A 13,246-nucleotide genomic window follows, 5' to 3' on the forward strand; every position below is an offset into this window, starting at 1 on the left:
GAGGCCCGTTATGAACAGACTGTTCGAGACGCTCGAGCGCCTGTCCCTGCGCAGCAAATTGATCATCGGCTTCGCGGCGCTGCTGATGTTGGTTCTGATACTGGGCGTGCAAAGCCTGCGCACCCAGTATTCGCTCAGGAACGAAATGCAGCAGTTGTACCAGCAGGATCTGGTGGGTATCCAGCATGTGCAGGAAGTCCGGGTGCAGTTGCCGTATCTTTTGCTGGCCATGCAACGTGCGATCGCGACCAACAACGCGGACATTCGCATCAGCGCCAGAACGCAGATGAGTGTCGCCCAGGAACGACTCCACGAGGCCCTGGAACAGGTGCGCCCGACACTGCGGCGACAGAGCAGTTTGAGCAGTCTGCTGGAGTTCGAGAGGGTCTTGCAGCGTCTGCAAAAAGATGGCGATGCGGCGCTGGAATTCGCCGGCAAAGGCTCCCTCGGTCAAGCCTGGATGTTGCTTAACAGTCAGGATTTTCTCGCGCTGGAACAGGGCAGCGACGGGCTGCTCACGCAGATCGAGAACAACAAGCAAGCCGACATCCACGATACCGCGAAGAATCTGGCCGAATATGCGCAGCGCAGTACCACGATCACCTATGTGTTGCTGCTGGGCGGGTCGACACTGGCCTTGCTGTTGACCTGGCTGGTCAGTTACTCCATTCGCGTGCCGCTCAATCGTGTCCGTGTGGCGGTAGACGAATTGGCGTCCGGCAAACTCGACGGGCAGATCCCCCACACCGACCTTCGCAACGAAACCGGTGACCTCGCCCGAGCCATCGCCACGTTGCAGGTGGAGGCTTGTCAGCTTGAGCGCCAGCGCTGGGTTAAAAACCACACTTCGCTTCTGCAAGTGGATCTGCAACAGGCGGAAACCCCGCAGCAGTTGGCCCAGGCTTTTTTTAGCCACATCGCGCCGCAGTTGGGCATGTGCCAAGGGGCACTTTACGTTCTCTATGAAGGCGCCTCGCGCCTTCGATTGGTGGGCGGTTACGCGGTGGACAGTGAGCATCCGCTGCCCGTTGAACTTGAGCTCGGTGACGGGTTGCTTGGCCAGTGCGCACTGGATCACCAACCCCGCCACCTGCAGAATTTACCCGAACCGTTTTGGCATGTACGCACGCAGTTGGGCGCCGCTCCCGCTAGCGTCCTGATGGTTCAACCCGTGCTGCGTGGCGAACGCCTGCTCGGGGTGGTGGAAATGGCCGGTTTTCGCCAACTGGAAGAGAACGAAGCGCTGCTCTTGCAAGAAGTGTTGCCCAGGCTGGCCGGCGCCATGGCCATCATGGAGCGCAGTGAGGCGGCCCAGGCGCTGCTGCTGGAGACTCGTCGTCAGGCGGACGAAATGGGCGCGCAGACTTTGCAATTGGAACACCAGGCCAGTGAGCTGGAAGCCCAACAGGCAGCATTGCGGGCCACCGAGGCCTGGTACCGCGGCATCATCGAGGCTGCACCGGACGGTATGCTGGTGCTGGGGGCTGACGGTCGCATTCTGATGACCAACCCGCAAATGGACAGCCTGTTTGGCTATGCACCCGGCGAGTTGATTGGCGCCAGCATCGAGCGTCTGGTGCCTCAGGCTGCCCGCGAGCGTCATGTCAAATTGCGCGACGGTTTCATTGCCAGCGGCGGCACCCGGCAGATGGGTGGCGATCTGGAGGACCTGAGCGGCGTGCGCAAAGACGGCAGCCTGTTCTCCGTGGAAATTGGCCTTTCCCACCTGCCCCGCCTGGAAGGTCGTGGCGTCTGCGTCTGTGCCTCGGTGCGCGACGTGAGTGAGCGCAGAGCGATGGAAGCCAAGCTGCGCACTGCCAGCGATCGCCTGAACCTGGCGCAAGAGGCCGGCGACATCGGTCTGTTCGATGTTGATCTGGTCAGCGGCACAAACTATTGGACGCCGCAGCTTGAAACCCTGTTTGGTCTTGAACCGGGTGCCTTCGGTGGCACGCTGCAGCACTGGCAGGCGCTGGTGCATCCCGAGGATGTGGCGCGGGTCAGCAGCACCTTCGACAGCGCCGTGCAGAGTGGCGATGACCGCGTCGAATTCGACTTTCGCATCGTGCGCAAAAATGACGGGCAGATACGCACGTTCCGCTCGCTCAACCGTTTCTCACGCACGCCGGACGGCCAGCCATTGCGCGCAACCGGCATCAACATCGACGTGACGGCGCTGGCAGAAGCAAGAGCAGCAGCCGAAGAAGCCACTCAGGCAAAGAGCGAGTTCCTTGCCAACATGAGCCATGAGATCCGCACGCCGATGAACGCCATCATCGGCATGAGCCACCTGGCGCTGCGTACCCATCTGGATAATCGCCAGCGCAACTACATTGAAAAGGTGCATCGCTCGGCGGAGAACCTGCTGGGAATCATCAACGACATCCTCGATTTTTCCAAGATCGAGGCCGGCAGGATGAGCCTCGAACAGGCGCCTTTCCGCCTCGAGGACGTGCTCGACAGCTTTGCCGCCATGATTGGCCTGAAGACCGAGGACAAGGGTCTGGAGTTGTTGTTCCAGATCCCGCCCGATCTGCCCACGGCCCTGATCGGCGATCCCCTGCGCCTGGGGCAAGTGCTGATCAATCTGGGCAACAACGCGGCCAAGTTCACCGAGCACGGTGACATCGTGGTCGGCGTGGAAGAAGTGGGTACACACAACGAACACGTGCAACTGCACTTCTGGGTGCGCGACACGGGCATCGGCATGACCGTCGAGCAGTGTTCACGCCTGTTCCAGTCGTTCAGTCAGGCAGACAGTTCGATCACTCGCAAGTACGGCGGCACCGGGCTCGGCTTGTCCATTTCGAAGAAGCTGGTGGAGCTGATGGCCGGCCGAATCTGGGTGGAAAGCCAACCGGGGGTCGGCTCGACATTCCATTTCCAGGTGCAACTCGCTGTGCAGCAAGGCGTGCAGCCGCGCCGTATGTTCAAGGCCGGCGAGCTATTGGGCATGCGGGTACTGGTCGTGGATGACAATGCCAGTGCGCGTGAAATTCTCTCAGGCATGGCGCGCAGCTTTGGCCTGGAAGTGGATGTCGCGCAGAGCGGTGATCTGGCGCTGCGCATGTTGGCCGACGCCGAGCACCAGGCACTGCCTTACAATCTGGTCTTGATGGACTGGCGGATGCCCGGCATGGATGGCATGGAAGCCGTGAGCAAAATGCATTCCGCCAGCCTGATGCGCACGCCATCGGTGATCATGATCACCGCATTTGGACGCGAAGAAGCCCGCGAAGAAGCCGAGCGCCAAGGCATCCAGTTGCCGGTGGTACTGACCAAACCCGTCACGCCGTCCTCGCTGCTCGAAGCCATCGGCGTGGTGCTGGGCAGAGAACCACAGGGTGAAACGCGAACGGGCGAACGCTCCCTGCACAATGCCAACACCGTCGCCAGCCTCAATGGCGCGCGGCTGCTTCTGGTCGAAGACAACGATCTCAATCAGGAACTGGCCAGCGAGCTGCTGGAGAGCGTCGGAATACGCCTGCGACTCGCCACACACGGTCAGGAGGCCCTGGACATCCTCGCCGAGGATGGCGACTTCGATGGCGTGTTGATGGATTGCCAGATGCCGGTGATGGATGGCTACACGGCAACCCGACAAATCCGCCAGCAACCGCGCTTCAACACTTTGCCGGTGATCGCCATGACCGCCAACGCGATGGACGGTGACCGCGAGCGCGCCCTCGAATGCGGCATGAACGACCATATCTCCAAGCCACTCAACGTCGAAACCATGTTCGCCACCCTGGCAAAATGGATCAAGCCACGTGCCGCTCAAGCATCGCTGAACGCAGGATTCGCCGATGGCTTGCCCGAGCAGCTTGAGGGCATCGACCTCGCGGCAGGTCTCGCCACCTGCATGGGACGGCGGGATCTCTACCTACGCCTGCTCTGCAAATTTCGCGATACCCAGACAGGCTTTATCGAACAGTTCCACACCGCACGGATCGATCCGGATGCTGGCGCCGCTGAACGACTGGCGCACAGCTTGCGCGGCACCGCCGGCAACATCGGCGCCAGGTCCGTGGCGCAAGCCTGCGCTTTGCTGGAACAGGCCTGCCATGACGGCGAGCCGGCTACGGTGCTGCAAGGGCTGGCGATGCAGGTCGAATATTGCCTGCACCCGATTCTGGTGGCACTGGCCGACCTCAAGGCAGACACACCGGCCGGCGCAGGTGATGAGCTACAGAACGACTCCGCTATCAACGAGCAACTGAACAGACTCGCGGGTCTTTTGGACGAAGGTGACACGGCGGCTTTGGACGCACTTGCGGGATTGCGCAACATGCGACTTGATCGGGCGTTAGAAGAACGTCTGGCTCTGGTCGCGGTACAGGTGGAAAGGTTCGATTTTGATCGGGCTTTGAAGCTTTTGCAGGATGGGTGATTTGAGTGAGGAGGTTGCTGTAGTTGAGCGATTTTGGCCGATAGCGACTGCTCCCGAATGACCGCTTTCGGCCAAAAGCGGACATTCGTACCGCTAGTCAAATACACTGTCGCGACGATCGCATTCAAATTTGGTGCAAGTGTTCATCGGTAAAAAGAGAGGATTGATGAGTCTTGATCTGTGCTTGGAAGCTGATAGTACGCTCACAATTTTGACATTGAGCAATGCCCTTGAGAATGCTGGTGCTCGAAAAGTCGAGGTAACAGAAGATGGGCTATACGCTGAATTTAGCTCAGGACTTAAATTAAGTACCGATGACGCTTTCGGTGACCCCACGATTTATGCTGAGAATACAATGGGTATCGACTTTCCTGTCGCTGTGCGTTGTACCATCAGAATTAAAGGGCCCGAACCAGAGGGAGAGTCCGCTATGGAAGATTTGGAAAAAGTCGCCCAATCAATATCTCAGTCGTGTTCAGCCTTCTTTCTAGTTAGCTTTCAGTTCGAACAAACCATGTACTGGCGGGATGCGACAGGGCTACATCGTCCTTGAGGTCGGTGACTGCGCGTCGTGCTACAGATATTTTTGAATAGTGTATTTCGGACAAAAGTGCCTTTAATTGATGGGCCGCAATTGGCCGATTGCTGTCTTTGGGAAGGTCCGCAGTCGACCCATAGCTGTCATTAAATTGAGGTAACGAAGCGGGTTTCGAGGCCTACACTTACTGGCGGTAGCGCATTAATCAATACGACGGCATCGTCGCCCTGGTTTAGGTAGATCAACGAGTCACCGGTCTCGAACGTAACTCTGAATCCGGCCAGCCAAGGCTCTTGTCCGTTGAAAGAGTCAAGAATTCCCTCAACTGCGCAAATTTTTGTGTTTTCAAGGTGGGTTGCTGACAGATCCGCAAGCAGGTTTTCCCTCTTCCAGGAGCAGGTCACGTTTGGCTCTATCTCGAAGGGAGTCGGCGTATCAGAAGGAAACAAGTCCGCACCTACTCTCTCGCCATCACTCAAGAGATACATGGATAGAACTTCTCCTTCGCCAAAACGCCACTCTAGAGAACCTATGTCTCCCAGATCTTTCTCGTCGTTGAAATAGTACTGGTCGTGCAGCAGCACGCTCAGCCGTTTTCCCAATAGCGAACGTGCGTTTCGCAGGTCTAGGACAGCTCTTGTAGGGGATGGGGAGTGTCGGCTAGACATCGGCATCTCATATAGGAGGGAAGAGAGGCAGATACTACACAAACGCTATTACGTCCGCTTCTGGCCGAAAGCTGCCGCACGCCAACCGTCACCAAACTGTTGACCCGTGATTGGACTAAGGAGAAGCGATCGGAACGTATTGGCCCGGATCGCTCCGAAGTGAAGCAACCGTGTTGTCAGGGCGCAATTGTCCACGACTTGCCAAGTGCCAGCCGGTGACCATCGTCAACCCTTAGGCGAGAGAGAAGGCTTTTGGGCGCTGAGAGAGAAAAGAACACCCAGTGGCCAGAACCATCCGCCATGGGCTCATTGTCGGCGACATAAAGCGCAACCTCGCTCTCAGCCATTTTTAGGGCAACAGACAGTTCCGCCTGGGTCAACTTTCGATAATCGTTCATCAGATCACTCCTTGATCCCGGCTCCATGCCGGTCCTATAGCAATAGCGCAAAAACTGGAAACCCTCCACCGCCCGGGCATGCTCCGGCGTAGTTCGCGCTCCCTAAAGCCGCCAATTCACCCAACACCCCTTATGTAACCCAAAAACACGCCGATACCGTCCAGCAGCACGGAAGCACCGCAGCAGCACTGACTCCCTAGAAGGCAGGAACCCAAACAATGTTGGAACACCTTTGGCGCAACATCCATTCCCCGGACTACTTGCCCAACGTACTGGAGTGGATGCTCCATATTCTCCTCAGCCCGTTCATGGTGATCATGTGCCTGATGGTCGGGGCGCTGGCGGGAAAATGGTGGCGAGCCCTGCCCTACGGCAGCCTGACTTGTTATGTGGTCTTTCTGAGCCGGTCTTCTTTCTATCGCTGGGAAAGCATTTTCCCCCTGGCCGGCCTGCCTGCGCTGGCGATAGATGGCGCACTGCTTGCGCTGCTCGGCTTTTATTTGAAAGGCGTACTCAGAGCCCGCGCTGAAGCAAAACCCGAAGGCCATTGGCTGCGCAGGCTTTATCAAGGCCTTAAGGTTTTTCTGCTGACGATCATGGTGATGTTCTGGGGATTGGTCGTGCTGTTTGTCGTGGTCTTCACGGTCTCGGTCGCGACCCAACCGTCATTGGTGCATTGAGCAGCCTCCTGCTCGATCAGACAAATCGGGACTCCGGATCGCCGGAAACAGCGGCCGACTCAACAAGATGAACTTCAGTGGCATTGCGCCCCGCCAACCAGGCCAGCACAGACGCGACAACCAGTACCGCAGCACTGAGCTCGAATGTGGCTTTGTATCCGCTCAGGTCAAAAGCCAGACCGCCAATGATCGCGCCTCCGGCGATCGCCAGTTGCACAATGGCCACGAGCAAGCCGCCTCCGGCTTCCGCGTCATCCGGAAGCGTCTGCGCCAGCCATGTCCACCAGCCGACCGGCGCGGCTGTGGCAACAAGTCCCCAGAGGCCGAGCAACACGGCGGTGAGCACCGGTGATTTGCCGAAGCTGACCAACGCCAGTGCGATGGCCGCCATGATCAGCGGGATGACGGTCAACGTGCGGTAGAGGCCACGGCCCATAAACCGTTCGATCAGAAAGGTGCCGATAAACCCTGCTAGTCCCAACCCCAGCAGCATCAAGGACAAGGTTGAGACGCTTACGCCGGTCACGCCCTCAAGAAAGGGACGCAGGTAGGTGAACAGCATGAACTGGCCCATGAAAAATACGCTGACGGCGACCATGCCCAAGGCCACTGGCGGCTGCTTCATCAGGCGCAGAACGTTGCCGCTACCGGCCTGGCGCTCTGCCTTGAACGACGGCAGGCTGATCAGCAGCCACACGGAGGCAAGCACTGCGACCGGAACCACGCAGAAGAATGCGCCGCGCCAGCCGATCAGCGAACCCAGGAAGCTACCCGCAGGCGCGGCGATGACCGTGGCCAACGCGTTACCGCCATTGACGATGGCCAGCGCTCGCGAAACCTGTTCAGGCTTGACCAGACGTATTGCAGTCGCCGCCGACAGTGACCAGAAACCACCAATCGCTATCCCGATCAGCGCACGTCCAAACATGAATGACGGGTAACCCGGCGCGACCGCGACGACCGTACCGGAGACGATCATCAGCAAGGTCAGGCCCAGCAACAGCTTCTTGCGCTCGACGCGAGCGGCGACCGAGGCAATCAACAGACTGGTGATCAAGGCAAAGGCACCGGACACGGAAATGCCCTGCCCGGCCTGGCCTTCGGTGATGTGCAGGTCGGCCGCAATAGGCGTCAGCAGGCTGACCGGCATGAATTCTGAAGCGACCAAGGCGAATGCGGCCAACGACATGGCCAGCACAGCGCTCCAGCCGCCTGTTCTTTTAGATGGATCTGTAGATGGAAACGTCATGAGAACTACCTGTGGTGCGAAAAACTTGTGGATGTGATGCGCAGGGGCAAGCAGTTTGTCGTCCCTTCCGGACACTGCCCCCGTAACAGATAGACACATTCTCCCGGTCAATCCGGCCCTTCCCTAGCGCATTCCTCTTGAATGCTTGCCTGATCCTCTGGCGATGCAGGGTGATGGATAGGAAACGTCTCGCGCGCGGATTAGAGTTCGGTCAACAGGAGTGACCCGACATGATCCCTACCCCTCTGCCCCAGGAATCGCCTTTGGCATTGCACATTGACCCGCGCGTGAGCGCACCGGGTGACTTCGCCACGGCCATACCCGGGCTGTCGCTGTTTCGTCGCGATCAACCGGCGCCGCCCGTGGTGTGCATGATCGAACCGAGCCTGATTCTCGTCGGTCGCGGCGAAAAGCGCTTGTGGGTCGGCGGTGAAGGCTACAGCTATGACCCGTCACGGTTTCTGGTGACGTCGCTGGACTTGCCGGCCAACTCCGAAGTGATGCTCGCCAGCCCCGAACAGCCTTGTGTCGGCCTCGTGCTGAAGCTGGATGTCAGCATGCTCGCAGAGGTCATCACCAAGAGCGGTTTGCCGGCCAAACGGCAGCCAGCAACGGGCACGGGCGCCGCGATTGGCAGTCTGTCGTCTGCGCTGGAAGGCGCGCTCGATCGCCTGCTGGCATTGCTCGATGAACCCGAGGCAATCCCGGTGCTGGCGCCGCTGATTCTGCGCGAAATCCACTATCGGCTGCTGCACACCGACCAAGGCGCACGGCTGCGACAGATCACTGCCGTCGATGGCCAGGGTTATCGCATCGCCAAGGCGATTGACTGGCTCAAGCTCAACTACGCAGATGCCCTGCGCATCGACGATCTGGCCGCGCGGGTGCAGATGAGTGCGCCGACCTTTCACCACCATTTCCGACAGCTCACTGGCATGAGTCCGCTGCAGTACCAGAAATGGCTGCGGCTCAACGAAGCGCGGCGGCTGATGTTGGTCGAGCGTCTCGACGTTTCGCGGGCGGCGTTTGCGGTCGGCTATGAAAGTCCGTCGCAGTTCAGCCGCGAATATGCCCGGCTGTTCGGCACCGCGCCGAGTCGTGACATTGCCCTTTTGCGTGGGCAGCCATTCGAAGCAGAAGCCCTCGGCACAGTAGCGAATTGAACGAAAAACGCTGATACGCCTCGCCGCGTGTCACCGCTCATAACAATGCAAGTCAACCGATGATCAGCGGGTGAACCATGGAACTACGAATCAACCAGAAGACCTATCAGGTCGATGCCGACGCCGATACGCCCTTGCTGTGGGTGATCCGCGATGATCTGGGCATGACCGGCACCAAATACGGCTGCGGATTGGCGCAATGCGGCGCCTGTTCGGTGCTGGTGGACGGCAACGTCGTGCGCTCGTGCGTCACGCCGGTGGCGGGTGTGGTCGGCCGCGAGGTCACCACCATTGAGGCGATCGAAAGCGATGACGTGGGCAAACGGGTGGTCGCGACCTGGGTCGATCTGCAGGTCGCGCAGTGTGGCTACTGCCAGTCCGGGCAGGTGATGGCCGCCACCGCGCTGCTCAAACAAAACCCCAAACCGAGTGATGCGCAAATCGAAGCGGCGATGGTCAACCTGTGCCGCTGCGGTACCTACAACGCCATTCATGCCGCCGTGCATGAGCTGGCCGGCAAGGGAGACGCGTGATGAACATACGTATCGACCCTTCACAGCAAGCCTCGGTGCTGGATCTGCACGAACCGATCAATGTTTCGCGCAGGCGTTTTCTGACCGGTACCGCCGTCGGCGCGCTGGTCCTCGGCTTCGGTCTGCCGCTGGGTGCGACGCGCGTGCAAGCCGCCGTTGCCGCGGCAACGGCCGAGCGCGGCACGCAGGTGCCGGCGTTTCTCGAGATCCGTCCGGACAACCGCGTGCGTCTGCTCTGCCCGTTCATGGAGGGCGGACAAGGTACGTTCACGGCGATGGCGCAAATCGTCGGTGAAGAACTGGATGCCGACCCGGCAACCTTCCTCGTCGAAGCCGCGCCGCCCGGCGAAGCCTATGTGGTGTTGGAAAACGGCATGCGCATCACCGGCGGTAGTATGTCGGTGCGCATGAGCTACCCGGTCATGCGCCGCCTCGGCGCTCTCGCCCGTGCCATGCTGCTGCAAGCGGGCGCGCAACAGCTTGGCGTGCCAGTCGGCGAGTTGACCACCGAGCCGGGCAAAGTCGTGCATGCCAAGTCGGGCCGCTCGTTGGCCTACGGTGATCTGGCCGAGCGCGCAATGGATCTGCCGGTTCCCGATCCGGCTTCCGTGAAGCTGCGTGATCCGAGCCAGTTCCGCTGGATCGGCAAACCGGTGAAGCGCCTCGATGCCTATGACAAATCCACGGGCAAGGCGCTATACAGCATCGACCTGAAAGTCGACGACATGCTCCACGCTGCCGTGCAACATGCTCCGCGTTTGGGCATGACGGTCGGCAACCTGCGCAACGAAGACCAGGTCAAGGCAATGAAAGGCGTGCATTCCGTGCATCGTCTGCCGGGCGCCGTGGCAGTGGTCGCGGAGCGCTGGTGGCATGCCAAACGTGCGGTCGAGGCGATTCAGGTTGATTGGCAAGAGCCAACGGCCGAGAGCAAAGTACGGCCGATGCCCGCGGACTTTTCCAGCGATGCCTGGTTCAAGCGCCTTGCTGAAGATAAAGGCCCGGCCAAAGATGATGAAAACCAAGGCGACGTGGCGTCGATTCTCAAGGAGACCAAGACCCGGATCGACGCCACTTACCACAACCAATACCTGAACCACGGCCAGTTGGAACCGCCTTCGGCACTGGCCCGATTCAATCCGGACGGTTCGCTGGAAGTCTGGTTGCCGAATCAGGCGCCGGACATGTTCCGCGCCGACATCGCCAAACGCACCGGGCTGGATCCGTCGCGCATTACGTTGCATTCGCCACTGCTGGGTGGCTTCTTCGGTCGGCATTTCCTCTACGATTCAGCCAGTCCCTATCCGCAGGCGATTGCGCTGTCCAAGGCCGTTGGCCGACCGGTGAAACTGATCTGGAGTCGCGAAGAAGAGTTCCTGCGTGACGTGCTGCGCCCGGTTGCCGCAGTGAATTTCCGTGCGGCGCTGGACAGCGACGGCTGGCCGCTGGCAATCGAAGCGATCAGTGCCACCGAAGGGCCGACCGAAGCCCTTGCCGGCAAGCAGGGTGAAAAACTCGACCCCACAGCGCTTGAAGGCTTGTCGGGCAAGTCCTATGCGATCCCCAACAAGCGCATCGCGCAGATCTACGTCAAAGGCCCGGCGATGCTCGGTTACTGGCGTTCGGTAGGCAACTCGCTGAACGACTTCTTCTATGAATCGTTCCTCGATGAACTGGCCGACAAGGGCGGCAAAGACCCGTTCGACCTGCGCCTGCATCTGCTGCGTGACAACAAGCGTTTGACCACGCTGCTGCAAGCGGTGGGTGAACTGTCGGGCGGCTGGAAGCGCGGGCCGTTTACCGCCGAGGATGGCAGCAAACGTGCGCGCGGCGTGGCCATGGCTTCGCCGTTCGGAACAGAGACGGCGGTGATCGCTGAGGTGTCCATCGACAACGGCCAGGTCAAGGTGCACGACATTTGGCAGGCGATTGACCCGGGCAGCATCGTCAACCCGGCGATTGTCGAGGCTCAGGTCAATGGCGCCGTGGCGCTGGGACTGTCGCAAACCCTGGTGGAAGAAGCCGTGTGGATTGATGGCAAGCCCCGGGCGCGCAATTACGACTTGTACCCGATCCTGCCGCCTGCGCGGATGGCCCGGGTCCACGTGCGTGTGGTCGAGAGCGGGGAAAAAATGGGTGGCATCGGTGAACCGCCGTTGCCAGCGGTCGCGCCCGCCGTCGCTAACGCGGTGGCAAGGCTAACCGGTCAGCGGGTGCGCAGCCTGCCCATGAGCCGACACACCTTCACTTGATCAGCGCCGGAGCGTCCATGAATAACAGCCGATTCGCAAGAACCGCTGGCTGGCTGGCAGTGCCGTGCCTGGTCGCGGCAGGCCTGCTGGCCTGGTATGTCACCCGCGAGCCTGTCTCGCGCCTGGAAAATCCTCAGATCGCCGTGGCCGACATCGACCCGGCACTGGTCGCCCGTGGCGAATACGTCGCCCGGCTCAGCGATTGCGTGGCCTGTCACAGCGTGCCGGGCGGCGCGCCATTCGCTGGTGGCCTGGAAATGGCCACACCGCTGGGCTCAATCCATGCGACCAATATCACCCCGGACACGGACACCGGCATCGGCCACTACAGCCTGGCGGACTTCGACCGGGCGGTGCGTCACGGCGTGGCCCCCGACAGTCGCCGTTTGTACCCGGCGATGCCCTACCCGTCCTACGCCAAGCTCAGTGACGATGACGTGCGGGCGCTGTATGCGTTCTTCATGAAAGGCGTGGCGCCGGTCAAACAGGCAAACATCCCCAGCGCGATTCCGTTTCCGCTGAACCTGCGCTGGCCGATTGCACTGTGGAACGGTGTGTTTGTCGATGCCGAACCGTACGTGGCCAAACCTTCGCAGGATCAACAGTGGAACCGTGGCGCTTACCTCGTTCAGGGCGCCGGGCACTGCGGCAGTTGCCACACGCCGCGCGGCCTGGCGTTCAACGAGAAGGCACTCGATGACACCGGTAAACCGTACCTCGCCGGCGCCTTGCTCGATGGCTGGTACGCGCCGAGCCTGCGCGATGACCACAACACCGGTCTGGGCCGCTGGAGTGAGGCGGAAATCGTGCAGTTCCTCAAGACCGGTCGCAACCAACACGCGGTGGTCTACGGCTCGATGACCGAAGCGTTCAACAACTCCACGCAGTTCATGAGCGATGACGATCTGACCGCGATTGCCCACTACCTGAAGTCACTTCCCGGGGATCGCGAACGGGACGGCGCGCCGTGGCAGTATCAAGCGGTTTCGGCAGCGCAACGCCTGGACTCGCCCGGTGCGCATACCTACGTGACGCGCTGTGCTTCCTGCCACGGCCTCGACGGCAAGGGGCAACCTGAATGGATGCCGCCGCTGGCGGGCGCCACCTCGGCACTGGCCAAGGAGAGCGCTTCGGCGATCAACATCACCCTGAATGGTTCGCAGCGTGTGGTCGCGGCTGGCGTGCCGGACGCTTATCGCATGCCGGCCTTCCGCGAGCAGTTGTCAGATCAGCAGATCGCTGAAGTGCTGACGTTCATGCGCAGCACCTGGGGCAATCAGGCCAGCGCTGTCGATGCGCAGAGCGTGGGCAAACTGCGTGAGCACACCGATCCGGCGAGCAGCAGCCCGATCATCCTGCAGATGCGCTAAGAGGA

10 protein-coding genes are annotated in these 13,246 nt (G+C 60.4%); 7 read left to right on the top strand and 3 right to left on the bottom strand.

The genetic code is table 11. From position 1 onward, the window contains the following. Positions 1-10: 10 nt before the first annotated feature. Together AC3IUF_RS16460 and AC3IUF_RS16465 are read left to right on the top strand one after the other, a co-directional pair. A complete protein-coding gene (locus tag AC3IUF_RS16460; RefSeq protein ID WP_489278637.1) occupies positions 11-4,390 on the top strand; it encodes a response regulator in 4,380 nt (1,459 codons plus the stop codon). Positions 4,391-4,556: 166 nt separating this feature from the next. Further along, the gene (locus tag AC3IUF_RS16465; RefSeq protein ID WP_095112018.1) at positions 4,557-4,943 is read left to right on the top strand and encodes a hypothetical protein; all 387 of its coding nucleotides are present in this window, start codon (positions 4,557-4,559) and stop codon (positions 4,941-4,943) included. Between the two features lie 131 nt (positions 4,944-5,074). On the opposite strand, the gene AC3IUF_RS16470 is transcribed toward AC3IUF_RS16465, so the two are convergent. Together AC3IUF_RS16470 and AC3IUF_RS16475 are read right to left on the bottom strand one after the other, a co-directional pair. Beyond that, positions 5,075-5,512 (bottom strand): hypothetical protein, encoded by a 438-nt coding sequence (locus AC3IUF_RS16470; RefSeq protein WP_463543166.1) that lies wholly within the window; start codon positions 5,510-5,512, stop codon positions 5,075-5,077. Positions 5,513-5,772: 260 nt separating this feature from the next. Further along, complete coding sequence (locus AC3IUF_RS16475; RefSeq protein WP_489278639.1) at positions 5,773-5,994, bottom strand: hypothetical protein; 222 nt, start codon at positions 5,992-5,994, stop codon at positions 5,773-5,775. A 218-nt stretch (positions 5,995-6,212) separates the two neighbouring features. Here AC3IUF_RS16475 and AC3IUF_RS16480 point away from each other — a divergent pair, with 218 nt between their 5' ends. Further along, a complete protein-coding gene (locus tag AC3IUF_RS16480; RefSeq protein WP_414916046.1) occupies positions 6,213-6,674 on the top strand; it encodes a hypothetical protein in 462 nt (153 codons plus the stop codon). A 16-nt stretch (positions 6,675-6,690) separates the two neighbouring features. On the opposite strand, the gene AC3IUF_RS16485 is transcribed toward AC3IUF_RS16480, so the two are convergent. Next, complete coding sequence (locus AC3IUF_RS16485) at positions 6,691-7,923, bottom strand: MFS transporter (RefSeq protein WP_489278640.1); 1,233 nt, start codon at positions 7,921-7,923, stop codon at positions 6,691-6,693. A 230-nt stretch (positions 7,924-8,153) separates the two neighbouring features. Here AC3IUF_RS16485 and AC3IUF_RS16490 point away from each other — a divergent pair, with 230 nt between their 5' ends. The 4 genes from AC3IUF_RS16490 (at position 8,154) to AC3IUF_RS16505 (ending at position 13,241) form a co-directional block, all read left to right on the top strand. Beyond that, a complete protein-coding gene (locus tag AC3IUF_RS16490; RefSeq protein WP_489278641.1) occupies positions 8,154-9,086 on the top strand; it encodes an AraC family transcriptional regulator in 933 nt (310 codons plus the stop codon). A gap of 77 nt (positions 9,087-9,163) precedes the next feature. Then, positions 9,164-9,619, top strand: a complete 456-nt coding sequence (locus tag AC3IUF_RS16495) for a (2Fe-2S)-binding protein (protein ID WP_007915396.1) — start codon at positions 9,164-9,166, stop codon at positions 9,617-9,619. Continuing rightward, complete coding sequence (locus AC3IUF_RS16500) at positions 9,619-11,871, top strand: xanthine dehydrogenase family protein molybdopterin-binding subunit (RefSeq protein WP_489278642.1); 2,253 nt, start codon at positions 9,619-9,621, stop codon at positions 11,869-11,871. The genes AC3IUF_RS16495 and AC3IUF_RS16500 overlap by 1 nt, the downstream gene beginning before the upstream one ends. A gap of 17 nt (positions 11,872-11,888) precedes the next feature. Next, on the top strand, positions 11,889-13,241 hold the full coding sequence (locus tag AC3IUF_RS16505; RefSeq protein WP_489278644.1) for a c-type cytochrome: 1,353 nt from the start codon (positions 11,889-11,891) through the stop codon (positions 13,239-13,241). Positions 13,242-13,246 lie beyond the last annotated feature (5 nt).

It is taken from the genome of Pseudomonas sp. KH_040 (assembly GCF_057839305.1).